We start from the raw sequence: 24,784 nt of genomic DNA, 5'->3' as shown, positions 1-24,784 counted from the left end.
CCGTCCGCCGCTAACTTTAAAAGCAAGCTTTTAAAGTCCGCTCGACTTGCATGTATTAGGCACGCCGCCAGCGTTCGTCCTGAGCCAGGATCAAACTCTCCAATAAAGAGTAAGATTAGCTCATTGCTAAACTCTAGCTTTTGTATTACTTGTTTCCGTTCATTTAAGAACGGTTATTGTTGACGTTTATTGTTCAGTTTTCAAAGAGCAATATCAATGTCGCTCAATAAGCGACTTAATTACTTTATCACACTCAAGCACAAGAGTCAATACTTTTTTACGACTTTTTCTTGGTATTAATTTCTTGTCGAAGTGACGCTTATTAATATACCAAGATATAATATAAACGTCAACAGTTTTTTTATTATAATTTATATTTTTTTCCCTAGTTCTTTATCTTCTTTTAGCATATAACGTAAACAATCCTTTGGTGATGCGATTCTTTTAAATAAAGAAAAAAGATATTTATATCGTTCCATCATAGCTTTCTTTACTGTTTGATCTATTCTTTCATCGCCTAAATCTAACAATATTTCATCTAACTCTCTTTTCAATAAATAATCCATCTCTTTTACTTCTCTTTCATTCAAAATTAACCCCATCATGCACATTCCTCCTAGCTGCCTTTATATTTATAGTCTTATATAACTGTGCTTTGGTCTCAGTATTATTTACCAGATTTAAATTTTTTATAAGATTTGGGTCTTATTTTTCTAAGAGAAACATATGATGAGACGAGCAGTAAAGTGGACGAGGTGACAATAATTATGAAAAATTTTTATGTACTTAACAGTAAATCTTTAAAGAAAGTGGCATTAGTTGTTGTGATATCCTTCTTTACAGCATGGTTTTTGTATGTCGAAAACATAGCTCAGATTCCTGTGTTTTCTTCAAAAGATGGTCCAAAAGCTATTTATAAAGGGGAAAAAGGTGTTGCTTTAACCTTCAACATAGGCTGGGGAGATAAACAAGCAGAGCCTATCTTAAATTTATTAAAAGAAGAAAAAGCGAATGCCACATTCTTCTTAGCTGGTTCATGGGCTGAGAGACATCCTGACTTAGTAAATCGAATGGTCAAAGAGGGTCATGAAATTGGAATTCTAGGTTATGATTATGTCGATTATTCAGAAGTGAAAGACGAGAAGATAAAAGAAGATCTTTCTAAAGCAAATACTGTCTTTGAGAAATTAAAGATTGAAAACATTTCTCTCACAAGAGCTCCTACTGGTCATTTTAATCAATCAACCTTAACTATTACTAATCAATATCATTATTCCTTAGTACATTGGAGTATTGATTCAAAGGATTGGACAAATCCTGGCACAAAAGAAATTATTGCAAACGTATCTTCTGCTAAAAAAGGAGATATTATACTATTACACGCTTCTGATTCTGCAAAACAAACAGAGAAGGCTCTTCCATCGATTATAAAAGATTTACATGAAAAGAACCTTAAACTTGTTACAGTTTCAGAAATGATTACTAATGCAGAGTCTAAGTCTGAAGAGGTTAAATAAAGTCTAAAAAGCAAATGGTGTTTACTCACCATTTGCTTTATTTCTTTTCTAATAATGGGCATAAAAATTTAAAAATAATCCATCCTAATAATTAGATATATCCTAATACAAAGGTGGATTCCTATGCTAAAAAAACGCAGTATTAGCCTCCTCTTACTATTGGTTATACTAGGTGGATGTTCAGAAGGCGAAACAGCTAAACAGATGGACTATGACGAGACAAAAAAGATGGTAGTCGATATATTAAAAACTGATGATGGAAAAAAGGCCATACGAGATGTTATGGGTGATGAAGAGATAAAAAAGAGTTTAGTTATGAATGAAGAATCAGTTAAAACTACCATTGAAAATACATTAATATCTGATAAAGCTGCTGAATTTTGGCAGGAAAAATTTAAGGATCCCCAATTCGCTGAAGCTATGGCCAAAAGTATGAAGACAGAAAATGAAAAGCTGATAAAAACTTTAATGAAGGATCCAGATTATCGAAATATGATGATAGAATTATTACAAGATCCTTCCCTAGAAACAGAAGTGAAGAATATTCTTAAAAGCACAGAATATCGCGAACACTTACAACAAGTGTTACAAGAAACAATGGAAACACCCGAGTTTAAGTCAAAATTCCAAGAATTACTAGATAAGTCAGCTAAAGAGGCATCAGGCATAGCTGAACAAATAACCACCCAATTATAAAAAGGTGATTTCTTGAAATCACCTTTTTTTACCTTAATTTCGTTCACTACATTTTTAATATATCTACGATTTTTTTTGCTACCTCTGTGTAATGCTGGCCTATAGGATGAGTCTCTTGATAGACAGAAGGTGCAAAATCCTCTTTGTCCCAATCTGGTTGTCCAAGCGGCAATTGCCCTAGCATAGGTACTTCTAAATCCTCTGCTAGCTTCTTCCCTCCTCCGTTACCAAATACATACTCCCTCTCCCCAGTTAATTGACTCTCGAAATAGGACATATTCTCAATTACACCTAATATTTCATGCTCTGTTTTAATAGCCATCGCACCTGCTCTTGCAGCTACAAAAGCAGCCGTGGGATGAGGAGTAGTTACAATAATTTCTTTACTTGTCGGAAGCATATTATGTACATCTAAAGCTATGTCTCCTGTACCAGGTGGTAAATCTAACAATAAATAGTCTAGATCTCCCCATTCTACATCTTCTAAAAAGCTTGTCAGCATCTTCCCTAGCATGGGGCCTCTCCATATAATAGGTGTATTATCCTCTACAAAAAAACCCATAGAAATAACCTTTACTCCAAACCTCTCTACTGGGATAATTCTTTCATCTATTACTTCAGGTCTTCTTGTTATTCCCATCATATCAGGTACACTAAAACCATAAATATCAGCATCAAGCAATCCTACTTTTTTTCCTAACCTAGCAAGTGATACTGCTAAATTTACAGACACTGTAGACTTGCCAACCCCACCTTTTCCACTTGCTACCGCAATATATGTTGGTTGTAACGAAGTGGAATCTTCCAGCAATTCATTTATTAAAGCACTTGAAAGTTCAGTAAATCGCAACCCTACACTCTTAACTCCCTTTTCCTTTAGTACACGAACAATTTGGTTTTGCAGCTCCACTTGATACGGAGACCCTAATTTTGCTACACCAACTTTTAAACTCGCATGCATCTTTTCCGCATTCCACTTTATATCCTTCACTGCGCTCAATTCTAATAACGATTTATGTAAAAAAGGGTCGATCATATTCTCCACTATTCTCTCAATTTCTTCTTTTGTAATCATGACACAATCCCCCTCCTAATAGCTTAATTAAAGTATATCACAATTATAGGTATCGTTTACATTTTGAAGATTGGTCCCTATATTTCCTAGAAACAAAAAATAGAGACATAATGTCTCTATTCCTCAACTTCCAGTTCCTCTTCACTCGTAAAATAACGATTTATCCCTTTATAGATGGAAGCAGCTATTTTATTTTGATACTCATTATTCATAAGATTTGCTTTTTCTTCTGGATTAGATAAGAATCCTATCTCAACTAATGCCCCTGGCTTCTCTGCATATTTAAGTATGTATACACTTTCCAAAGGTTTTGCTTTTCTTTCCGTATTTTCTAGATTTTCAATTAATTCATCTTGGACAAATTTTGCTGCTCGTTCATTTTCTTCTACATTATTTGAATAAAAAGTTTGTGCACCGCTCCACTTCGAGGAAGGAATTGCATTTAAGTGAATACTCAAAAATAAATCAGCATTCGAATCATTAATGATGTTCAATCTTTCTTTTAAATCTTCTACTTTTCTTTTACGATATCCTTGAGTACTTTCACTTGCTAGATCTTTATCTACTTCTCTGGTCATAATGACTAAGGCTCCTTGTTCTTGCAAATAATCCCGAATCTTTAAGGAGACACTTAACGCTATATCCTTTTCTAGTACCTCTTCATCACCAGCTCCACCATCTGGTCCCCCGTGGCCAGGATCAATTACAATCACTTTTCCTGTTAACGGTAAATTCCATGCATCCCAAGAGTCATCATCAGAAAAATCGAATTGCAAAATAAAGAAAAGGAGTGCTAACCCCATAATATATATACTTATCTTCCATTTTTTACTCACGGTGTCCTTCATTCCCCCCTATGCCCGTCCTTATTCATACTATATGGGGCAAGCAGAGCATTTAGAACAGCAAGTCCTTCTATCTATAAAAACCTCTAACTATATTCGATTGCATGGAAGTTAGTGAAATTAGAAAAAGGTGGCTGGTATGCCACCCTTAATGAAGTTTAAGCTTTCTTCGTCTCTTCGCCTTCTCAAACCCTTCTATCCACCACTCTTCCACAAACTGCTCACTTAAATAATAAAGTGACTCATCTTTATTACTCTCTTCACTACCCCAATAAAGAAGAAAGTGAAAAAGTGTTTCTTTTAAATGGCGCTCTTCATCTAAACATCTATTTTTAATATCTTGTATATCTTCACCATATTCACTAAACTTACTATAATTAGCGCCTAATAGAAAAGACTCTATTGCTACATCATAACAAGCCTCTTCTATTCCCTGATTCATTAACACACTTTTTGTTAAATTAGATGAACCAAAATAGCGTGCTACCTTTTCTTTTAGCTGTTTCAGTGAAATTTCCTTCAATACAGCTTTCTCATATTTAATTTGTTTTTCTCGTTTTTTTATATCAAAACTTGTGATCACTGCCAATTTGTATTCACCTCTTACCTCTATTTTTCAACTAACGGTAAGAGGACATACTGCATATTAACTCTCTTTTACTATCCATTTTAAAGAATAGTTGCTAACACTGTACTTTATTACCAGCTATTCCTTACTGATAGTATATTATCTTAGTTTGAAGCAATTTTGTAGAGGAACTCATAAATGAGAAATCTACTCTTATCTAATCTGCCCGTTTCCACTCATCATATATTTCACCGTCGTCAAAGCAGGAAGCCCCATTGGTCCTCTTGCGTGAAGTTTTTGAGTGGATATGCCTATTTCTGCACCAAAACCTAATGCTCCTCCATCTGTAAATCTTGTAGAGGCATTATGATAAAGAGCTGCCGCATCTGTTAATTGCATAAATTTCTTCGCTGTTTCTTGATTCTCCGTAATGATTGCCTCGGAATGCTTTGTTCCATACTGGTCGATATGGTCAATTGCTTCTTGCAGATTCTTAACCGTTTTGACTGCTATTTCTAACCGTAAATATTCTTCAGCCCAGTCCTTTTCCGTTGCTGGAATACAATCAGGCAATAGATTGCATGCATATTCATCACCATGAACTACAATTCGATTATCTGACAGTGTTTGTGCAAGTTCTGAGTGATATTGATTTAGGAAGTCCTGATGAATGATTAATGTTTCTGCGGCATTACATACTGCTGGTCGATCCGTTTTGGCATTAACCATAATATCCAATCCCATGTTCAAATCCGCCTCTTTATCTATATAGAGATGACAGTTTCCTACACCAGTTTCTAGTACTGGAACCGTAGCATTTTCGACCACTGTTTGAATAAGCGATCCGCCTCCTCTTGGGATAAGTACATCAATATGCTCTTTCATCGTAAATAGCTGCTTTGTTGCTTCTCTATTTGTAGAAGCGATAAATTGAACAGCCTCTTTTGGAATTTCTGTTTTGCCTAATGCCTTGTGCATAATCTCCACAATAGCCAAATTAGAATGAATGGCAGAAGATCCACCTTTTAAAATAATGGCATTTCCTGACTTTAGTGCTAAACCTGTTGCATCAACAGTCACATTAGGGCGTGCTTCATAAATCATTCCAATAACACCGAGAGGAACGCGTACTGTTTCTACTTTAAGGCCATTTTCCAATGTCCAGTTTGATAAAACTTCTCCTATTGGATCAGGTAAATCTGCTACTACTCGAAGCCCTTCAGCAAAAGCCTTAATTCTATTGTCATCAAGAGCTAACCGGTCCATAAAGGCTTGCTCAAATCCCCTCTGTTTACCGTTTTCCAAATCTTTTTCATTTGCTTGTAAGATATAAGCTATATTATTTTCTAACTCATTAGCTATTATAGTCAAAGCTCCATTTTTATCAGCCGTTTTTAGAATACTAAGTGATTTTGCAGCTTTTTTTGCCGCAATTGCTTGCTCTTCCACTGTTTGGTTATGATCGACCGTTGTAGTCATCCATCCGCCTCCTCTTTATACAACCTCAGATGTTACACAATTTTGAGAATAAACAAAGGTTGATTGTTCTATCGCAATCTTTTGTCTTTCTTTCTTTTCTTTCAGCTGTAAATGAGAATAATTCACTCTACCTAACCCAATTTCCTCTTGTTGCTCACCTAAGATTCTTACAACCGCTCCTTGTTCGAATGCTCCGTCTATTTGAACAATATTGGATACAAGTAAGTCTAGATGTTTTTCGATCATATCTGCCTTGCCTTTATTATTTATGATAATTTTCCCCTCTGGTCCAGAGTGAAAAGCAATCCACTGTTGTTCATCACATAAATTATAAGCATTTTGCTTTTGTCTAAAATAAGTACCTTTAGCTGTACCATTGACCGCGTCCATTAAAATATTCGCTTTTCCTGCTCTACCCAAAAAAGCATCTATGCCTGAGGCTAAAGCAATTTTCACTGCAGCAATCTTAGACTTCATGCCACCAGTTCCTACTTCACTATCCGCTCCACCAGCTATGGATTCAATCTCTGGAGTAATCGTATGAACTTCTTCTATCATTTCAGCGTTTGGATTCTTATTCGGGTTATCCGTATATAATCCATCTACATCTGATAAGATAATCAGTTGGTCTCCCTGAATAAGAGCTGCTACTTTTGCAGAAAGCGTATCATTATCTCCGAACTTTAATCGATCCACTGTTACCGTGTCATTTTCATTGATAATCGGAATAATTCCCCTATTCAATAATACGTTCAACGTATTCTTCATATTGGTGTATCTCTTTTCATCCGAGAAATCACTTCTGGTAATTAGAATTTGGGATGCTACATATCCATGAGATAAAAAGAGTTCTGAGTAAGATTCCATTAATAAGCCTTGCCCTATAGAGGCAGCTGCCTGCTTTTCTGGAAGAGAAGTTGGCCGCTTTATACAACCAAGCTTACGATAGCCAGCTGCGACGGCACCTGATGAAACAACTGCTACTTCATAGCCTGCATCTTTTAGCTCAACAATTTGCTCGACTAGTTTTTCTAGTTTTTTGCGACTAATCTCTCCATGCATGCTTGTAAGTGAACTGCTTCCAATCTTAATAACAACTCTTTTTATCTGTTTATCTTGATCTTGTAAATCACTAGTTAACATTCTTAACCTCCTAGTTTTTTTGAATTCTTTTTTTATATTAAGAATTCAAGTTCACATCACCAAGCTCTTTACTTATTTCTTCTGAACGATGTGCTGCATGTTTTATTGCTTGGGAAATGGCCTCTCCGCCATTGTAATCTGCTAATGCTTTTAATCCAGAGGCGGTAGTTCCATTAGGTGAGGTAACATTTTCTCTTAAAATCGTAGGTGATATTCCTTTTTCCATAACCATTTTAGTAGCTCCGTAAACGGTTTGTGAGATTATTTCCCTTACTTCTTCTTTGGCCATGCCATATTGTATTCCTACAGACTCCATATGCTCCATTAAATAATAAAAGTAGGCAGGACCACTTCCGGCTATACCAGTAAAAAGATCCATTTGTTCTTCCTTTATAACAAATACTTTCCCCATACAGTGTAGCAAGTCTTTAATGGCTTCAACGTTTTCTTGTTTTGTATGTCGTCCGCTTGTTAAAGCTGTTGCTGACTCCTGTACCATACTTGATGTGTTTGGCATTATCCGGATTACTTGTTGCTTTTCTTGCAAATGTTCTTCCATAAATTGAGTGGTGATTCCAGCTAACACAGAAATAACTACTTGTTCTGGGCGTACTTGGTTCTTGATTGAACGCAGTGCATCTGCCGCTCCTTTAGGCTTCATTGCTAAAATAAAGAAGTCAATTTCGTGATATGGTAACTCTTCTCTTTGGACTGGTCTAACTCCATATTTTTCCGTTAATTCTTGCAGTCGCTCTTTATTGCTATGATTGGTTACTATTATTTGATTGGAGGGAAGTTTATCTGCTTGAATAGTTCCTGTAATCATAGCCTCTGCCATAGATCCAGCTCCGATAAATGCAATTGTCTTGTCTTTCAACATTTACACTCTCCTAAATTTCACATTTTTCAATTCCTCTCTTTTCAACATTTTCTATCGTAACATGCTCAAATATAGTTTCAAGGGGAGATGGCCATTTGATGAGGATAGCGGCGAAATAGTGAAAATATGGTAATATTGATCACCTAAGTTCTTCTAAGCGGAGATAATTCCGTTTAACGAGGGGAGAAGGAGGATTATAGATATCCAACCTTCATACAGAAAGAATACTTTAGACAAAAGCTAACAACATTCGATTCTTTCTAATATCTAATATGGACCAATTATTTAGCAAAGTATGCCCTGCATCCTGTATATATAATATGAGTAACAATCAATATAAAAAAACTTCCCACTCAGACTTGACGGGAAGCCTCCAAAAAAATTTTATAACCTAAAGGGTATAGGGCTAATCGAACAAATAATCTAGATATTAGTAGGGGGTCGGTTGGGCATAACCAGAAAACCATTTGCCATCCTCGTCTTAAAAACTTTAAGAAGTTGATCCTGTAAAGAATGATTACAAGTCACTTGTATAATAACTTCACTTTTACGCTTTGAGGCAATTTTCATTTTCGTTTTGCTGAGTGCTAATTCGATTATAAGTCCTATGAAGAACCCACCTACTAAACCAATTAAACCCCAAATAACTGGTCCCCAGTGCCATATAAACCCATAAATAGTTCCTAGCACCATAAAGATAGCTGCACTCATCATGGCACCGTCCAAGATACTTCTGCCATCGACTCGATGAATAGTGTCAAGGATATGTGCTTGTGAATCTAAATTTTCCAAGGGTAATGCAATAATATTCTGGGGTGGTATTCCCAATTTCTCCATATCATGAATAGCAATCTCTACAAATGGTGAATGTTCAAATGTTGCAATGATTTGCACGATTTCGTTATCCACCTTATTCTGCATTGCCAAGTTTACATCCCTCATTCTTAAATAACGTGTTTGTTCAATATCATATAAAGTATTACTTTCATTTACAGATGCATAAGCTTGATAAATAGCAAAAGCATACATAGAAGGCAAGAAGAGGAACCATTGCCAATCTATTATCTGCATGGCACTTTGAAAATCTCCAAGGAACGAATAAAGCCAAATGCGAATAGCAGCTGCCTTATAGGTAACATATATCCACCACCCCAAAATAAATGATCCAACTATGGTACTTCCACCATATAATTGTCCTAATCCGGGACATAAAAAAGACCAAACCAAGCCTACCCAAGGTTTTTTCTTATCAAGAATCACTACATCAAAGAAACTAACATCTGATGGAGCTATAGGTGCATCTTCCACCTCAGCTAGCAGGTGACTTTTGCCAATTTCAACCGCACATCGATAACTATCCCAAATGCTATATACGTAAACTGCCATATAGAGTAGTATCCAGTCTTCATTTAATTGTGCTTTCGCCTCTTCAAACCTACCAAGCATTGATAAGGCAATTCCCATATTTAGATTTGCTTGGTTATTTACCACAAGCTCCCAAACGATAAGAAGAAAACCGTGAAGGTACTTCCCTATAAACATGTGCCCAAACCCCGGAAATGCAGCGGACCACCAAGCTGCAACCCAAGGGATTCTAGGATAGATCGAGTTTATCCCAAACGCGGATATCCTCCCTTTAGAATAGCGAGGTTTTATGTTATCTGACTGGAACTTTTGATGTGGCATAGGATGCACTTCTCCTTAGAGTTGTTGTCACTATATACTATCACCAACATTTACCTGTGTTATTCCACCTAAAAACCAGATATAAAAAAAGACCCCCAACCAAATCGGTTGAGAGCCTTTGAAACGTAAAATTAACGTTTTGAGAACTGAGGTGCACGACGAGCGCCTTTAAGACCGTATTTTTTACGTTCTTTCATATGTGCAGATAATATAAAGAAACACAAAACCAAACAGTTCCTGTCACATCAAGGTTTGTCCACTTTTATTCTCTAAAAGGAAAACAGAATAATATACAATTCTATATGTTTAGTGGTCAGATTGTGGTCAAAGAAACAGGGTGCCTCAAATAAAATGGGGCATCCATTTACGCATATTATTACATCATGCCGCCCATTCATGTTTAAATAAAATATTAAAAAAATAGGATAAAAAAAGACTATATATCAATATTTTGCAAGGATCCAAAACAATAATTTTAAATGGGACATTATCAAGTCGAGGACAAGCTCGAGGACAGAAAAAGCCCTTCCACTATCCAATGAATTAAATATTAGAAAGCTGACGTTGAACATTCTATTGTTCCGAAGAGACTTTGACGAACAGAAGATTAACACCTAAGTAATGTAAAAGGCACGTAGCTCCCTCAAGTATATCTTTAAACACTTCCGATAAAGGTCGCTCTTCTAGTTTAAAGTAAGCAGCATCCCCCTTTCGGTGACTACCGATAAGTTGCGTCATCGCAGTTCTTGCGGATGAGTTCGTGAGCACAGTAAGAACGTAGGCAAACGGGCAATCCCCCCCTCTTGGAGAGCCTGTTTTGTTATAAAATAATCGAATTGAACACCCCCTAGAAAGTAAGTCGATTCCTTCAATACCATCAAATATCACTAGACTTTACAGCTATCTGATCAGGGAAAATGCCACATTCATTGGCCTTTTCCACAATAATCAATTTTATAATTTCTCGATATTTTCCATATTTACAAGATAGAGAAAGGTTATTTGGTATGAACATATTTAGTAATGAATGTTTTTATTTTAAAAAATTCATAAACTAATAGCTGGTTTTCTTTAAGTATTATAATTCACAATAATGAAGTCCATATCCAATAAAGGACTGAGCTTCTCTTTATCATAAAATTTCTATTTTTTGTACTTTTCCGTTCGTCCTAGATGACACCGTCCCAGCCTAACCCAAAGCAAAATCAAAGGTATTGCCTTAGAATTTACGTGTACCTGCATATTAAGTGAAACGTCCTCAAAAACTGGTCTTCGACTGTCTTCATATAGCCACAGCCCTAGCTACATCCTATAGTTACTGGCTCAGAGTTTGAATACCTTCTAACTGCTTCCTTACCTTGTGCATTTTTCCCACAAGGAGAACAGAAAGTAACAAAACCAACTCATTTATATGACAAATCATTTATAAGTTTCCCCCTATTGCGAAAAGAATAATTATTTAATAAAGCTGACTATCAAAATATTCGCCCTTTTTTTGAATGTGGACTATTTGTCCATTCATATCATTTCCTATTACCATATGATACTACTGAAAGGTGGTGTTACTTATGAGTTTTACCAATAGCGATAGCTATGGATTATGTAAGGGGTGCTTTAAACAACAAAGGTTTTGCACATGTAAAGACTCCTACCATTCGGACACAGTTAACCAAGAAGTAACCGAACATTGTGACCAAACATTCTCTGAGCATAATCCACAATGCCAATCCATTGGGGAACAAGAACAGCAACAACTACAACAACAGGGTGGGCTTGAACAGGCACAAGGGCCTCAGAATCAAGAACAAATCCAAGAAGGGCAAAGTCAAGGGCCTCAAACGCAAGAACAACAACAAGGCGACCAAACCCAAGGAAATCAAACTCAAGGGCCTCAAACACAAAGCCAAAATGAGATACAAGAGCAAACGCAAATCCAGGACCAAACCGAAGACCAGGACCAAACTCAAGGACCTCAGTTACAAGCCCAAAGACATGGCGATCAAACTATGGAAAATAACCAGACCATTTCAACCCCGGTGGACGTGGATGGAGTCAATGTGAATGTTCAGTGTGGAGACTGTAAGCCTACTATAATTTTTCCAGATGACTTCTTTGAGAAAAATAAGAAGAAAAAGGATCACAATCAAAGGGGGGACGACATGGAAAATTGCAAATGTAAGGAAAATAAATGTCCAAAAGATTGTGATTGCTGTGTCCAAAATCTTGCAGACCTATTAAGAAAAGTACAAAATTTCCAAACTACTTTAACAAATCCAGCAAATCGAGCAATCGACATATATTTCAGCACAGTGAACGGATTGCCGAATCCATCTGAAGGACAAGTCATTTCAGATATAGTGGATTGTTCAGTCCTTAGGTTTAGACCTGCTGACCAGATTACGATTGTTCCGAATACAGCCGTACAATTATGTGATGTTGCAGGTATATGCGCGACAGATACAGATGCTACTCCTGAAATTTCCAATGTTTATGAATTTCTCCTCCAACAGGCTTATGAAGACACTGAAGATTGTTCCTACCAAAAAAGGAAGAAACCATGTAATTGTCCTTGCTGTGCTTCAGGTATTGGAGAAGAGTTAAGGTGTACAGCCAACTTCGGACTTCTCCTTGATGTTTATCTCAAGGGGCAGACCACAGCACTTCCTCTTTATGTGCTTACGGTAAAAGACTGCCTTGCTTACTTTGTAAACGATATTACTGATCTAGACTCGATTTGTGTCTTCTCACTATGTGCCATAAGTGGATTTACCGTTGTTAGTCAAACATTGGGCACAATAGATAGTGCCTAGAATTTATGCACTAACATGCTGCATTAAAAATCAATTATCTATCAGAAGATTTTAAGGCACGAATATTACTACTAACACCTAATCAGCCTTTTTCTTTCCCTCCAAAAATGGATGTTTGTATTAGTTGATTAACCTATACGCAAAAAACCTAGAAGCATATATTATTATTGAATTTAGAAACTTAATCTCAAGGAGGAAGTAATTTGATGATATATCATTCAGAAGGTAAACATTGCGGCTGTAAAGAACAGGAAGAGTGCACTTGCAAAAGAAGAATGGGAAATCATCCGAAGATGAATCATCATGGATATGATCATCATGGATATGAAAAATGTGAAATGCCTAAAAAAAATTGGTACGAAGAGAAAGAGCCTTGCCCAGACCGTGTAAAAGGATTCAATTTGTGCAAACAAAGAAATGAATTAAGGTGCTTTAAACATTGCGAGCCAATTTCCCAGCCATGTGATGCATTATTCTATAACTATTTTACCAGCAGGACTAATTTTGAATTTAGCGGGTTAGTTGTGATTAAAAATACAGGGAATCCAACTAGCGGCTGTTCTATGCAGATCCGTGTTACAGATAGAGCAGGCACTGCAATTGTTGCAACAGTTAGCGCTGGAGCATCAGTTCCAATCTTTGTTGAAGGGTTAACTTCGCTTGATATTGCTTGTCTTCCAAATGAACCAGAGCTTCCTGTACCAGCAACTTGCAGTGGCGAAGTCATCTTTGACCTTGAATACTGTGCGACAAGACTTTGTCTATAAGTAATGAACTTTGACAAAATAATTCATCAGTGTGAAGAATCCCTCTTAATGTTCATAATTAACTAAGAAATGATCCCACAAGAATTTAGTTAATCCCCTCCAATGTATTTTTCTTTAATATTTTTAAAGAAGAATCCCTGTTTATTATTTATGAGGAATTTCTGAAAAAAAGCATAGCTAATTTTGAACTAAATTTGTATTGTAGGTGAATTAACCAATATAAACACCCAAAAATGGGTGTTTATATTGGTTAATCAGCCCATGCCAAGAAACCCAATATACATATATTGATAGTATCTTTCAAGAATATGGGGAGGAAGATTTTGTATGTTTTTTATAAATAGATCCTGTGGGTGTAGGGGCTTCCAACGATGCAATCAATGTCATAGAAGCGTTGGGGGCCCAAAAATATACATTAACGAAAGTATATGTACTGGAAAGTCAAAATCCGTGTTTAAACTTAAACACAGTGAAAAGGGAAAACATTATTTTGAGCATCATGGAAAGCATCATTGCAGATCGGATGACTGTGAAAAAGACAAGTGCAAATGCGATGACTGTGAAAAACACAAGTGTAAATGCGTTGACTGTGAAAAACACAAGTGCAAATGCGAGGATTGCGGGAAAAACAAGTGCAAATGCGAGGATTGCGGGAAAAACAAGTGCAAATGCGAGGATTGCTGGAAAGACAAGTGCAAATGCGTTGATTGTGAAAAACACAAGTGCAAATGCGAGGATTGCGGGAAAGACAAGTGCAAATGCGTTGATTGTGAAAAACACAAGTGCAAATGCGAGGATTGCGGGAAAGACAAGTGCAAATGCGTTGATTGTGAAAAACACAAGTGCAAATGGGATGGTTGTGAAGAATTTAATGGTGATTCCAATATTTTCGAAATGATGCTAGGTGAATCTGATGATATTCCCAAAGACAATTGTAATGATGATCATAAACTCTGCCCAGAAGAAATCAAAGGATTTGATTTCTGCAGAAAGGAAGAAGAACTAAGATGCTTTAAACATTGCGGCCCTATCTCACAACCCTGCGATTGTAATTATTACAACCATTTTACCAGCCGTTCGAACCTTGATTTTAGCGGGTTGATTGTGATAAAGAACACAGGCAATTCGGCTAGCGGCTGTTCCATGGAAGTCCGCGTCACTGATATTGCAGGTTCAGCAATAGTCGCTACAGTCAGTCCTGGAGCATCCGTCCCAATCTTTGTCGAATGTTTAAGATCACTTGATATTGCATGTTTTAAAAATGAATCAGTAACAGAAACGTGCAGCGGTGAAGTCATCTTTGACCTTGAATACTGTACCACAAGATATGTTTCACATCGCTATAAATGATGGGTTCCTATAGACTGAAAGCTTTCTTAATATATTTTGTTGGAAAACATGTAAAGAAAATCATCCCATTCACATTACTATAACGTACACCATAATGAAATTGAGTAGGAGGGGGTGACTAACCCCCGACCTCCCACACTCCTGTACGTCTCGTTCGAACTGTTCTATGAAATATCACCCTTATATCTATTTTGGGCTGATTTTGGATTTGTTATGGTTTCCATGTAACTGTATTCATAGTGCTTACTAAATCCTCCAACGTATCGCCCTCCCCTCTGAAAGTGATTTCTATTTCATCATTCTTTAACTGGATTAGCGTTTTATTTAACGTATCTAACAATTTGTCCGACGGGACATCTGAAAAGTCTCTATTTTCAAGTTCCTTTTTCATGCGCTCAACTTGCCGTCCTAATAATTCGATACGGGCTTTTTTTGTCATATAAAATTGCTCCTGTAACGATTCAATTTCAACTGCCTTCATATTTTCTATTTCCATGAGATGTTCCTTTGACCACGCAATAAGCGTTGACTTCGATACGTTAAGTTCCTTGGCAATTTTACTAAAGCTGATCCCTTTCGCTCTTAATTCAATAAACTTTTGCCTTGTTTTGTTGTCCTTCATTCTCAATCCCTCCACGAAATAATTATTTTATCCGAAGTTTTTTTCGGTAATCTTCTGTAAATAAGTCAATGAATTTTGTATTATCGTATAGACGGCTAAAGACTCTTTCTCCTACGACCATAGGTAAGTCTTGATCCGTCAAATTACTCGTGTAGATTGTCGGTTTACCACTCCGACTTTCTACTATTTCAAAAATTATACTCTTTCTCCAATCATCATTTCCTCCCGATGCTTCCGCACCCAAGTCATCCAAAATCAATAAATCTAGCTTTTTTAAATCCTTAAAGATATTTTCTTCTGTTATGATAGATGCTTTGTTATACGTAGATTTAATTTTTGAAAGTAATTGTCCTGTGGTTAAAAACCCAACTATAAAACCTTTTTCTTTTAGCGTTCTGGCAATAGCTACACACAAATGTGTTTTTCCTGTTCCCGGATTGCCTTGAATTAAAAGGTTGTAGCGATCTTGTTCGGAAGCTAAAAATGTTTTCACATAGGAAATTGCCCTTTGTTTTGCAACAGTAGTAACGGGATTAGTTTCATGGTAATCCTTAAAACCTGAACCCTTTAATTTTTCGGGGAGAAGAAAATAGTCGTTCATAAGCCTTTCAGATATGAGCTGACTTTGCTCCTTTAAACCTTTTTCCATAGAAAGATTAAGCATATCCCTATCCCTACATCTACAACATTTGAATGTTTCACCTAACTGCTTCCAACTGTCATTATTATTTAGGCGGTAAACCAAAGCGGATGCACTTTCTTGTCCACACTGCGGGCATACAAGTTTTTTAAGAAAATCCGCTTCTAGCTCATGCCCTTCTAATTCTGGCATGAGTCTAAAAACAGCCTTTTTGTAAATGTTATTCTCATCCTCAGGTAGAAAGCTACTCGCAACTCTCATAGTTTAACCTCCTAAAATGGGAGTTCATCTTCCCATTCTTTCATTTTCTCAAATTCATCTTTTGTAATTGGTTTTGGTTCTTCCCAATGACTAGGGCGATCTAATGAAAAATGCTGTTGGCTCTTTTTCCTTATTACATTTCTGCTTGTTTGAATTTTCAGAACCAATTGATCATACTGTTTTCTTAATTTTGATGGAGAAAGTATATTTGTCTTCCAAAAGGAATCTTGCTGACACCAATCAATCACGGTGGATATTTCTTCTGGTAAACGATTGTCCCTTTCTATCATTAAACGAAAGTCATCCGACCATTTTTGAAGATTTGGTTCTTTAAATCCCGGATTATTTTCCCTAATGTTATTTAAAAGTCTTAATGCTAATTGATACGGTATGCTTTTTTCGTCGTAAGTTTTTGACTTGCGACAATAAGAATCTTTTACTTCTTTATCATTCTTTAATTTTTTATCATTCTTGTTAGTTGTTAGTCGATTGTTAATTGATTGTTGGCCGCCTGTTAAGTTGCTTGTTAATCCATCTCCATTATTCTGATAATCCTCCCAATTATTAATGGTTATAAGCCTATTTTTGTTTGTTGATTCATTTGTTAGAAAACCGAATTTTTCAAACCGCTTTATTGCAGTTCTTACGTTTTGAATTGAAATCCCCTTACCGCATTTTTCAACAATGGATTCCAAGCTTGTAATTACCTGGCCAGCGGTAACGTTATAAGGTTCCCCTTGCCATTCCCATTGTTTTTCTTGATGATTAACCATCAAAAGAAGTGTTATTAGAATGGTTTTTTGTTCCGGTGTGGATTCTATCCAAATAGGCTTATGCAATAAATCCCGATAAAGCTTAACCCATCCTAACATCACACTTCACCCGCTTCAGCCAGAATTATTTCGCAACCATTTCTGTACATCCCAGCGATTTAAACGAATGATTTGCCCTCTTTGAAAAAAAGGAATTTCTTTGCTTGAAATCATGTTTCGAATTGTGGGTACACTGACCTTTAAATAATCGGCAGCTTCTTTTATGGTTAATATTTGATCATGCCCGTTTTCTTCTTGTAATTCCATTAGAAGCTCCTGTAATGCATTTTTTAAATCTGTCCGATTTATGATTAGCGTTTCTTCTGGGAATTCTAGCTTTATATTCATTTATTTATCCCCCTTTTTCAACTTGAGTACAAAGATCCTCTACTTCTTTATTTAGGTTTTCAGCAATCTGTTTGATTGTAGAAAACCGTACCTTTTTTTTAGTCCCCTTTTCGATTTCACCAATGGTTTTTCTATTTACACCAGATACATCAGCCAATTTAGTGATTGTCCACCCCATTTCCGCTCGAGCAAGTTTAATTTTTTTACTGTCAATTTTCAGGTGATGCTCTTGTTTTATTAGTTTTGTACATTTCATCTTTTAAACATCTCCTAATTACTCATATTGGGTACAAATAAACAATATCATCCCGTTTTGAGAAATTCAAGTTGATATTTGTATTCATTATGTGTAATATTGATTTGTAATTACTCATTGGAGGTTGATAAATTATGTTTGGAGAACGAATTAGAACGTTACGAAGGGAAAAGAATATGACTTTAAGAGACTTAGCCGACAAGTTGAATATTCCCTTTACTACATTAGGAAATTACGAGCGGGAAGACCGGGAACCGAATGTTTCAACCTTTTTAGCATTGGCTGATTTCTTCGATGTAAGCGTCGATTATTTAACCGGAAAACAAGACATAAGAACATCAGATCAATATGGTTTCCAAAGGGATTTTAGCCTGCTTGAAGATCTACTGAAACAAGCTACTCCTGATATTAGGAAAAAAGCAGAAGACATCATTAACCAGTTGACTATAATCATTGGGGATGAACTAGAAGCAACAGATGTAAGAGAAACATCTAAAACATTTGAGCATCTATTCCAAGTTGTGGATTTTATTTTTAGTATGAAAATGGGATTTAAGTATAATTACGGGCAAGACCCTTCAACACCTTATGAATGTATAAAACTATATCTAGAGCACAAACCCACATTAGATATGAACTTAAATAACTTATGTGAAATTTACGCTAATAAGAAAAACGGTTAAATGAGGTGAAAAAATGGCATCATTTCAAAAATACACAACCAAACAAGGTCAAATGTGGTTATTTAAGACGGACACTGGAATTAATCCCGAAACAGGAAAAAGACAAACTACAACCCGAAGGGGCTTTAAAACCAAAAAAGAAGCACAAATAGCTGCTGCCAAGCTTGAACAAGAAATAGCGAGCGGAAGATCAATAAAGAATGACAACCTGACTTTTCAGAATGTATACGATCAATGGTTTTCCAATCATTCGAAAACGATTAAATTAAGCACAAAGAAAGCCATTGAATCCAAATTCAATAGGCATATATTGCCCCGCTTCAGCAAATTGAAAATAAAAGAAATAACAAGACCATATTGCCAAAAAATGATCAATGAAATCGCTCAATTAATTAAATCGGTAAATGACATAAAAATACAGGCTAACCAAGTATTCAAATATGCTTTAAAAATGGAGATTATTGAAAGGAATCCATTAGAGCATGTCACCATACCAAGACAGCAAAATGAAATTATTAATGAGGATAATGAAACGGATGAGCGGAATTATTGGAAAAAGGATGAGATACGTAATTTCCTTTCAATAACGAAACATGAATTAGATTTTCGAGATCATGTACTTTTTCATCTGTTAATCTATACCGGTGCACGCAAGGGAGAAATTTTAGCCCTTACATGGGATGATATTGATTTCGAAGCTGGCTCCATACGGTTAAACAAAACGTTATTTCATCATGATGGTAAATTCATCTTCCAAACGTCCAAAACAAGGGAATCTAAGCGTTTAATTAGCTTGGATCCTCTAACCCTCTCTCTGCTTAATAAATGGCGTATAAAGCAAAATGAAGCTTATTTAGCCGGGAAAGGTTATTTGAATAATAACAAGGTGGTTTTTGACAGGGATGATGGCTCTCCGATGCGGTTAGCCTATCCAAACGAAAAGCTGGCCGCTTTAATCAAAAAACATAACCTACACAAAATTACAATACATGGTTTACGTCATACTCATGCTTCCCTTTTATTCGAAGCAGGAGCCAGTATAAAAGAGGTTCAGGAGCGGTTAGGCCACTCTGATATACAAATGACGATGAACATCTATACACACGTAACAGATACGCTAAAAGAGCAAACTGCACAAAAGTTTCAAAGATATATTGAGTTATGAGATGTGGTCAGATGTGGTCAAAAATATTTTCGTGGTCAAAGTGTGGTCAAAAGCACTTTTCAGACATAAAAAAGACCCCCAACCAAATCGGTTGAGAGCCTTTGAAACATTGATAATTAACGTTTTGAGAACTGGGGTGCACGACGAGCGCCTTTAAGACCGTATTTTTTACGTTCTTTCATACGAGCGTCACGAGTTAATAATCCAGCACGTTTTAGAGTTGGACGGTATTCAGGATCTACTTGAAGTAGAGCACGAGCGATACCATGACGGATAGCACCAGCTTGACCAGTGTAACCTCCACCACTTACGTTTACTAAGATGTTGTAGCTTCCAGTAGTTTCAGTAGCTACTAATGGTTGTTTAACAACTTCACGTAAAGCTGCAAACGGAATATAGCTTTCGATTTCACGACCATTGATGATGATTTGTCCGTCACCTGGAACTAAACGTACACGAGCAACTGAACTTTTACGACGACCAGTACCGATATATTGAACTTGTGCCATTATTTTTACCTCCCTTTATTAATTATCCGCGAAGTTCGTAAACTTCTGGTTGTTGAGCTTGGTGCTTATGTTCGCTACCAGCATATACATGTAATTTTTTAAACATTTGACGACCAAGAGAATTCTTTGGAAGCATTCCTTTGATTGCAAGCTCTAACATTTGCTCAGCATAGTTAGTGCGCATTTCTAAAGCCGTTCTTTGTTTTAATCCACCTGGGTGCATTGTATGACGGTAGTAAATTTTGTCTGTTAATTTTTTACCAGTCAATTCAATTTTTGAAGCATTTAAAATAATAACATGATCACCAGTGTCCACATGTGGAGTGAAAGTTGGTTTATGTTTACCACGTAGGATTGATGCTACTTCACTAGCAAGACGACCTAAAGTTTGGCCTTCAGCATCAATCACGTACCATTTACGATCGATATTGCTTGAGTTAGCCATAAACGTTGTACGCATTGAGATACCCTCCTAAAATGTTTTTAAAATTTGTTTTTAAATGAAAGTTGTTTACTTCTTACGTCTATATGTTCACACAATTAAGTTCCGGGGCTTAATGTGGGATTAAAATACATACCATATTATGATATATCCTATAAATGTATATGTCAAGGAAATGTTACACCAGGTTTAGTTGTTATGGAAAAAATTATTAATCCTCATAATCTACCTTCCATAAATACAACCCATTTGCAGATGCAGTCTTTCCTGCTGCCATTCTATCTCTCTTTTCAATAATCGTCGGAATAGACTGTGGTGATTTTCTTCCTCTTCCGACATCCAATAGGGTGCCTACCATAATACGAACCATATTATAGAGGAAACCATTTCCTTTAAATGAGAAAATAAGAGTATCCTCTTCCCTTTCTAAATGAACAGATGTAATCTTTCTTACTTTTAATTCTTTATCTGTTTTCGCAGAACAAAAGCTAGTGAAATCGTATTCCCCAACAAAATGATTTATAGCCTCTTTCATTGCTTCTACATCCAAGGTATAAGGATAATAATAAGTAAAGGAACGTCTAAAAGGGTCTCTTCTTTCACCTAATTGAATAATGTATCTGTACTCCTTTGACTTGACATGAAACCTCGCATGAAATGATTCAGAAACTACCTCTGCATCTTGTATAACAATATCATGTGGTAATAAGGTATTCAGAGCAACCGGCCATTTCTCAGCAGGAATTTCAAGAGATGAATCAAAATGGATAACTTGTCCTTTTGCATGAACCCCAGCATCTGTTCTTCCAGAGGCTTGTATTTTTACTTCTTTTCCTTTATGAAGCTTTCTTAATGACTTTTCAATCTCACCTTGAACTGTTCGATCTTTTGGCTGAATTTGAAAACCACAGTAACTAGAACCGTCATAGCTTACGGTACATTTATATCTTTGCATACTTCCTCCACTATGATCTTAATAAATATAGAATAACAGATAGAGCTAAAATTCCTATAATCATGATAGAGTCCATAGATTTCCATACTAATTGGCGATATTTAGTTCTTCCCTCTCCACCCTGATAACCACGTGCCTCCATGGCTATAGCTAGCTCTTCAGCACGTTTAAAAGAATTAATAAATAGTGGTATCAGTAGTGGAACTATTGCTTTAATTCGACTTTTTATAGGGCCACTGGAAAACTCTACACCTCTAGCCATTTGAGCTTTCATAATCTTTTCTGTTTCATCCATCAATGTAGGAATAAATCGAAGAGCAATAGACATCATTAATGCTAATTCATGGACTGGTAACTTCCATTTTTTCAAAGGAGCAAACAATGTTTCCATTGCATCTGTTAGCTCGATTGGTGTTGTAGTTAGAGTTAATAAAGAAGTCATGATAATTAAAAGCAAAAATCGTATGGAGATAAGTATGGCCATTCGAAGTCCTTCTTCATAGACTTTAATCCAACCAAAATCCAATAATACACTGCCTTCTCTTGTAAAAAAGATATGAAGAAGAAAAGTGAAGATAATTAACCACAATATAGGGCGCAATCCAATATATATATATTTCAAAGGAACATTGGACAATGTCACCATGAAAGATACATATGCTATTAGAATTAAATAACACCAAACATTATTTGCTAAAAAAACAATGCATATGAATAAAAAGATAAGTATTAGTTTAGAGCGAGGATCTAGTCTGTGTAATAGAGAGTCTACAGGAATAAATCGTCCAATAATAAGTTTTCCCATTACTCACTACCTACTTTCCTGTTTAGATACTCGGCTAGCTCAGTAGTAAAACTATCCATGTCTAAATGTACTTTTGACATTTTCACGTTAAATTTCTTCTCAATCCTATGCTGTAATTGAATCACCTCTGGCACATTCAACCCTATTACTTTCAGATCAACAGCATGAGAGAATACTTCTAGTGGGCTACCTTTTCTGAAAAGTTTCCCTTTATTCATAATTACTATTTCATCTGCATATAGAGCAGCATCTTCCATACTATGTGTTACCAATATGGTGGTTAAATTTCTTTCTTTATGAAGTCGATAAAACATCTCCATAATCTCTTTTCTTCCTTTAGGATCAAGACCTGCGGTTGGTTCATCTAATACTAATACATCTGGCTCCATTGCAAGAACACCAGCGATGGACACTCTCCTCATTTGACCACCTGATAAATCAAATGGTGATTTATCTAGGTATTCTGCCGATAACCCGACTTCACTTAAGGCTTTTACCGCTCTATTTTTCGCATCCTCTTGGGAAATCCCAAAGTTAAGCGGACCAAAACAGATATCTTTTTCAACCGTTTCCTCGAATAACTGTTGCTCAGGAAATTGAAATACTATTCCTACCTTTTGACGAATTTCCTTTAAATCTTTATTCTTCTTACCACCTATTATCGTTCTATTGCCTATAATGACTTTCCCTTTAGTAGGGGTTATTAGCGCATTTAAATGCTGTAAAATAGTAGATTTCCCAGAACCAGTATGGCCAATAATCGCTAAATATTTACCTGACGATATATCAAGACTCACATCTTCTATTGCAAGACGTTCAAAAGGTGAGTTTGACTGATAGCGATATTCTACTTTTTGAAGTGAGATGTCCATATACCTGTCACCAACTCTTCTTCTGTTAAATATATTTCATTCATTTTGACACCTTTATCCCTTAAGCTTTGACTAACCTTAATGGCAAATGGTATATCTAGTCCAATCTCAACAAGCTCATCTTGCATATTAAAAATTTCCCGCGGTGTTCCTTCTTTATAAACCTTACCTTTATTCATTACTATCATTCTATCTGCTTTACTAGCTTCTTCTAAATCATGAGTAATAGAAATAATTGTCATTTTATCACCTTGTAACTCTCTCATAATGTCAAAAACCTCTTCTCTACCCTCAGGATCCAGCATAGAAGTAGCTTCATCTAAAATAATGATAGCTGGCTTTAAAGCAATAACACCAGCAATGGCCACTCTTTGCTTTTGTCCCCCAGATAGATGGTGCGGCTCTTGATCAAGAAAAGATAACATCTTTACCCTACTAAGAGAGTCTTTTACCCTAGTCAACATTTCTGACCTTGGAATAGCATTATTTTCTAAACCAAAAGCCACATCATCTTGTACAGTAGTCCCCACAAACTGATTATCTGGATTTTGAAATACCATTCCGATTTTCTTTCTAACATTCCATATCGTATCCTCTGATATAACTGTTTCATCCACTTCTATTGAACCTTCTTGTGAATATTGAAGTCCATTTAATAGTTTTGCTAATGTAGACTTACCTGATCCATTATGGCCAACAATAGCTACCCATTCACCTTCATAGATATTAAATGAAACGTTATCTAGAGCTTTCTCCATTTGATTTTCATAATGGAAAGAAATATTGTTCACTTTGACTAAAACCTTTTGGTCCATAACTAATCCCACCACTTTTTCTATCCGGCTTTCAAAAGAGATAAAACTAACCAAAAAGAAAAACTCGCCAATTGGGCGAGCTTTGAATTGGTTAGCATAAGATAATCTTCTTATGTTCTTTGAATAACCCGAATAAAGGTAATTTCTATAATTGCTGAAATATCTTATGGTATTCCATTCTTAGCACCCTAACAGTAACTTAATAATGAAAAAAGCCCGCACCTCTATTATAAAATAATAATGAGGTGCACGAGCTAGACGAGTCACTACATATAATTTCTAAGAATGCTCATCGTAACGCTCTACTTTGGCCTTGAAACATAACGAGGATAATGAAAGAAAAAGGGTACCTGAACAAGTTTCATAGCTTATAAACTGTCCTGCACCCCTGTTTCTTGGAATCCTATTATACTAACTCGATAATTACCATTGGTGCACCGTCTCCACGACGAGGACCGACTTTCATAATACGAGTGTAACCACCTTGACGATCACTATAACGAGCAGCAACATCACTGAATAACTTTTGAACAGCGTCTTGGTTAGTTTCAGCGTTAGCAACTTCGTGACGTACATAAGCAGCAGCTTGACGACGTGCATGTAGATCTCCACGCTTACCAAGTGTAATCATTTTTTCTACAGTTGAACGAAGTTCCTTAGCACGAGCTTCTGTTGTTTCAATACGCTCGTTAATGATTAAGTCTGTAGTTAAGTCACGTAACATTGCTTTACGTTGTGCGCTTGTGCGTCCTAACTTTCTGTAACCCATGTGAGATTCCCTCC

General features: G+C 36.2%; 29 protein-coding genes, 1 rRNA gene and 1 pseudogene. 8 read left to right on the top strand and 23 right to left on the bottom strand.

Translation table 11 applies throughout. The features are described from left to right. Together F9279_RS18620 and F9279_RS18615 are read right to left on the bottom strand one after the other, a co-directional pair. Nucleotides 1–106, bottom strand: a 16S ribosomal RNA gene (locus tag F9279_RS18620); the annotation flags it as partial. Nucleotides 107–371: 265 nt separating this feature from the next. Then, nucleotides 372–605 (bottom strand): hypothetical protein, encoded by a 234-nt coding sequence (locus tag F9279_RS18615; protein ID WP_152115760.1) that lies wholly within the window; start codon nucleotides 603–605, stop codon nucleotides 372–374. 162 nt (nucleotides 606–767) lie between these two features. Between F9279_RS18615 and pdaB the strand changes: the two genes are divergently transcribed. Both pdaB and gerD read left to right on the top strand, forming a co-directional pair. Further along, the gene (pdaB, locus tag F9279_RS18610; protein WP_152115758.1) at nucleotides 768–1,517 is read left to right on the top strand and encodes a polysaccharide deacetylase family sporulation protein PdaB; all 750 of its coding nucleotides are present in this window, start codon (nucleotides 768–770) and stop codon (nucleotides 1,515–1,517) included. Between the two features lie 123 nt (nucleotides 1,518–1,640). Next, nucleotides 1,641–2,213 (top strand): spore germination lipoprotein GerD, encoded by a 573-nt coding sequence (gene gerD / locus F9279_RS18605; RefSeq protein ID WP_152115756.1) that lies wholly within the window; start codon nucleotides 1,641–1,643, stop codon nucleotides 2,211–2,213. 46 nt (nucleotides 2,214–2,259) lie between these two features. On the opposite strand, the gene F9279_RS18600 is transcribed toward gerD, so the two are convergent. The 9 genes and pseudogenes from F9279_RS18600 to F9279_RS18560 all read right to left on the bottom strand — a co-directional run bounded on the left by F9279_RS18600 (nucleotide 2,260) and on the right by F9279_RS18560 (nucleotide 11,788). Next, a complete protein-coding gene (locus tag F9279_RS18600) occupies nucleotides 2,260–3,288 on the bottom strand; it encodes an Mrp/NBP35 family ATP-binding protein (protein ID WP_152115754.1) in 1,029 nt (342 codons plus the stop codon). 116 nt (nucleotides 3,289–3,404) lie between these two features. Next, nucleotides 3,405–4,124, bottom strand: a complete 720-nt coding sequence (gene cwlD / locus F9279_RS18595; protein ID WP_152115764.1) for an N-acetylmuramoyl-L-alanine amidase CwlD — start codon at nucleotides 4,122–4,124, stop codon at nucleotides 3,405–3,407. 157 nt (nucleotides 4,125–4,281) lie between these two features. Then, the gene (locus tag F9279_RS18590; RefSeq protein ID WP_152115752.1) at nucleotides 4,282–4,722 is read right to left on the bottom strand and encodes a DUF2521 family protein; all 441 of its coding nucleotides are present in this window, start codon (nucleotides 4,720–4,722) and stop codon (nucleotides 4,282–4,284) included. A 192-nt stretch (nucleotides 4,723–4,914) separates the two neighbouring features. Beyond that, nucleotides 4,915–6,180, bottom strand: a complete 1,266-nt coding sequence (locus F9279_RS18585) for a glutamate-5-semialdehyde dehydrogenase (protein ID WP_152115750.1) — start codon at nucleotides 6,178–6,180, stop codon at nucleotides 4,915–4,917. A gap of 15 nt (nucleotides 6,181–6,195) precedes the next feature. Further along, nucleotides 6,196–7,323, bottom strand: a complete 1,128-nt coding sequence (proB, locus tag F9279_RS18580; protein ID WP_152115748.1) for a glutamate 5-kinase — start codon at nucleotides 7,321–7,323, stop codon at nucleotides 6,196–6,198. 37 nt (nucleotides 7,324–7,360) lie between these two features. After that, a complete protein-coding gene (gene proC / locus F9279_RS18575) occupies nucleotides 7,361–8,203 on the bottom strand; it encodes a pyrroline-5-carboxylate reductase (RefSeq protein ID WP_152115746.1) in 843 nt (280 codons plus the stop codon). Nucleotides 8,204–8,626: 423 nt separating this feature from the next. Further along, on the bottom strand, nucleotides 8,627–9,889 hold the full coding sequence (locus F9279_RS18570; RefSeq protein ID WP_152115744.1) for a hypothetical protein: 1,263 nt from the start codon (nucleotides 9,887–9,889) through the stop codon (nucleotides 8,627–8,629). A 131-nt stretch (nucleotides 9,890–10,020) separates the two neighbouring features. After that, a pseudogene (gene rpsI, locus F9279_RS18565) lies at nucleotides 10,021–10,092 on the bottom strand (30S ribosomal protein S9); the annotation flags it as partial. Nucleotides 10,093–11,554: 1,462 nt separating this feature from the next. Further along, nucleotides 11,555–11,788: a hypothetical protein gene (locus F9279_RS18560; RefSeq protein ID WP_152115742.1), complete on the bottom strand. Its 234-nt coding sequence runs from the start codon at nucleotides 11,786–11,788 to the stop codon at nucleotides 11,555–11,557. Between the two features lie 260 nt (nucleotides 11,789–12,048). Between F9279_RS18560 and F9279_RS18555 the strand changes: the two genes are divergently transcribed. From F9279_RS18555 to F9279_RS18540, 4 genes are all read left to right on the top strand, one after another. Continuing rightward, nucleotides 12,049–12,699, top strand: a complete 651-nt coding sequence (locus tag F9279_RS18555) for a hypothetical protein (protein ID WP_152115740.1) — start codon at nucleotides 12,049–12,051, stop codon at nucleotides 12,697–12,699. 275 nt (nucleotides 12,700–12,974) lie between these two features. Next, a complete protein-coding gene (locus F9279_RS18550; RefSeq protein ID WP_152115738.1) occupies nucleotides 12,975–13,466 on the top strand; it encodes an S-Ena type endospore appendage in 492 nt (163 codons plus the stop codon). A gap of 349 nt (nucleotides 13,467–13,815) precedes the next feature. Next, nucleotides 13,816–14,364, top strand: coding sequence for a hypothetical protein (locus F9279_RS18545; RefSeq protein WP_193224625.1), 549 nt, complete (start codon nucleotides 13,816–13,818; stop codon nucleotides 14,362–14,364). 245 nt (nucleotides 14,365–14,609) lie between these two features. Beyond that, nucleotides 14,610–14,816 carry a hypothetical protein gene (locus F9279_RS18540; protein ID WP_152115735.1) on the top strand — a complete coding sequence of 69 codons (207 nt, stop codon included), beginning with the start codon at nucleotides 14,610–14,612 and terminating at the stop codon, nucleotides 14,814–14,816. A gap of 211 nt (nucleotides 14,817–15,027) precedes the next feature. Here the strand turns inward: F9279_RS18540 and F9279_RS18535 are convergent, their stop codons facing one another. From F9279_RS18535 to F9279_RS18515, 5 genes are read right to left on the bottom strand one after another with little or no spacing between them, the layout of a single operon-like run. Next, nucleotides 15,028–15,438: a helix-turn-helix domain-containing protein gene (locus F9279_RS18535; RefSeq protein WP_047943734.1), complete on the bottom strand. Its 411-nt coding sequence runs from the start codon at nucleotides 15,436–15,438 to the stop codon at nucleotides 15,028–15,030. A gap of 22 nt (nucleotides 15,439–15,460) precedes the next feature. Beyond that, a complete protein-coding gene (locus F9279_RS18530; protein WP_047943733.1) occupies nucleotides 15,461–16,339 on the bottom strand; it encodes an ATP-binding protein in 879 nt (292 codons plus the stop codon). Between the two features lie 11 nt (nucleotides 16,340–16,350). After that, nucleotides 16,351–17,211: a hypothetical protein gene (locus tag F9279_RS18525; RefSeq protein ID WP_051641033.1), complete on the bottom strand. Its 861-nt coding sequence runs from the start codon at nucleotides 17,209–17,211 to the stop codon at nucleotides 16,351–16,353. Nucleotides 17,212–17,226: 15 nt separating this feature from the next. Further along, nucleotides 17,227–17,499 carry a helix-turn-helix domain-containing protein gene (locus F9279_RS18520; RefSeq protein WP_031540233.1) on the bottom strand — a complete coding sequence of 91 codons (273 nt, stop codon included), beginning with the start codon at nucleotides 17,497–17,499 and terminating at the stop codon, nucleotides 17,227–17,229. 4 nt (nucleotides 17,500–17,503) lie between these two features. Beyond that, nucleotides 17,504–17,755: a helix-turn-helix transcriptional regulator gene (locus F9279_RS18515; protein ID WP_031540231.1), complete on the bottom strand. Its 252-nt coding sequence runs from the start codon at nucleotides 17,753–17,755 to the stop codon at nucleotides 17,504–17,506. Between the two features lie 134 nt (nucleotides 17,756–17,889). Between F9279_RS18515 and F9279_RS18510 the strand changes: the two genes are divergently transcribed. Together F9279_RS18510 and F9279_RS18505 are read left to right on the top strand one after the other, a co-directional pair. Continuing rightward, nucleotides 17,890–18,438 carry a helix-turn-helix domain-containing protein gene (locus F9279_RS18510; protein ID WP_051641032.1) on the top strand — a complete coding sequence of 183 codons (549 nt, stop codon included), beginning with the start codon at nucleotides 17,890–17,892 and terminating at the stop codon, nucleotides 18,436–18,438. Nucleotides 18,439–18,451: 13 nt separating this feature from the next. Next, complete coding sequence (locus F9279_RS18505) at nucleotides 18,452–19,603, top strand: site-specific integrase (protein WP_047943732.1); 1,152 nt, start codon at nucleotides 18,452–18,454, stop codon at nucleotides 19,601–19,603. 116 nt (nucleotides 19,604–19,719) lie between these two features. Here the strand turns inward: F9279_RS18505 and rpsI (F9279_RS18500) are convergent, their stop codons facing one another. From rpsI (F9279_RS18500) to rplQ, 7 genes are all read right to left on the bottom strand, one after another. Next, the gene (gene rpsI / locus F9279_RS18500; RefSeq protein ID WP_152115733.1) at nucleotides 19,720–20,112 is read right to left on the bottom strand and encodes a 30S ribosomal protein S9; all 393 of its coding nucleotides are present in this window, start codon (nucleotides 20,110–20,112) and stop codon (nucleotides 19,720–19,722) included. Between the two features lie 22 nt (nucleotides 20,113–20,134). Continuing rightward, a complete protein-coding gene (gene rplM / locus F9279_RS18495) occupies nucleotides 20,135–20,572 on the bottom strand; it encodes a 50S ribosomal protein L13 (RefSeq protein ID WP_152115731.1) in 438 nt (145 codons plus the stop codon). A 193-nt stretch (nucleotides 20,573–20,765) separates the two neighbouring features. Further along, complete coding sequence (truA, locus tag F9279_RS18490) at nucleotides 20,766–21,509, bottom strand: tRNA pseudouridine(38-40) synthase TruA (protein WP_152115729.1); 744 nt, start codon at nucleotides 21,507–21,509, stop codon at nucleotides 20,766–20,768. A gap of 10 nt (nucleotides 21,510–21,519) precedes the next feature. Beyond that, on the bottom strand, nucleotides 21,520–22,314 hold the full coding sequence (locus F9279_RS18485) for an energy-coupling factor transporter transmembrane component T family protein (RefSeq protein ID WP_152115727.1): 795 nt from the start codon (nucleotides 22,312–22,314) through the stop codon (nucleotides 21,520–21,522). After that, complete coding sequence (locus F9279_RS18480; RefSeq protein ID WP_152115725.1) at nucleotides 22,314–23,186, bottom strand: energy-coupling factor ABC transporter ATP-binding protein; 873 nt, start codon at nucleotides 23,184–23,186, stop codon at nucleotides 22,314–22,316. Before F9279_RS18480 ends, F9279_RS18485 begins: the two co-directional genes overlap by 1 nt. Continuing rightward, nucleotides 23,162–24,001 carry an energy-coupling factor ABC transporter ATP-binding protein gene (locus tag F9279_RS18475; RefSeq protein ID WP_152115722.1) on the bottom strand — a complete coding sequence of 280 codons (840 nt, stop codon included), beginning with the start codon at nucleotides 23,999–24,001 and terminating at the stop codon, nucleotides 23,162–23,164. The genes F9279_RS18480 and F9279_RS18475 overlap by 25 nt, the downstream gene beginning before the upstream one ends. A 406-nt stretch (nucleotides 24,002–24,407) precedes the next feature. Then, nucleotides 24,408–24,770, bottom strand: coding sequence for a 50S ribosomal protein L17 (gene rplQ / locus F9279_RS18470; RefSeq protein WP_152115720.1), 363 nt, complete (start codon nucleotides 24,768–24,770; stop codon nucleotides 24,408–24,410). Between the last annotated feature and the right edge of the window lie 14 nt (nucleotides 24,771–24,784).

Origin of the sequence: Bacillus sp. B1-b2 (assembly GCF_009183415.1) — a bacterium.
Lineage (GTDB): Bacteria > Bacillota > Bacilli > Bacillales > Cytobacillaceae > Niallia.
This window is presented reverse-complemented; position numbering and strand designations above follow the sequence as displayed.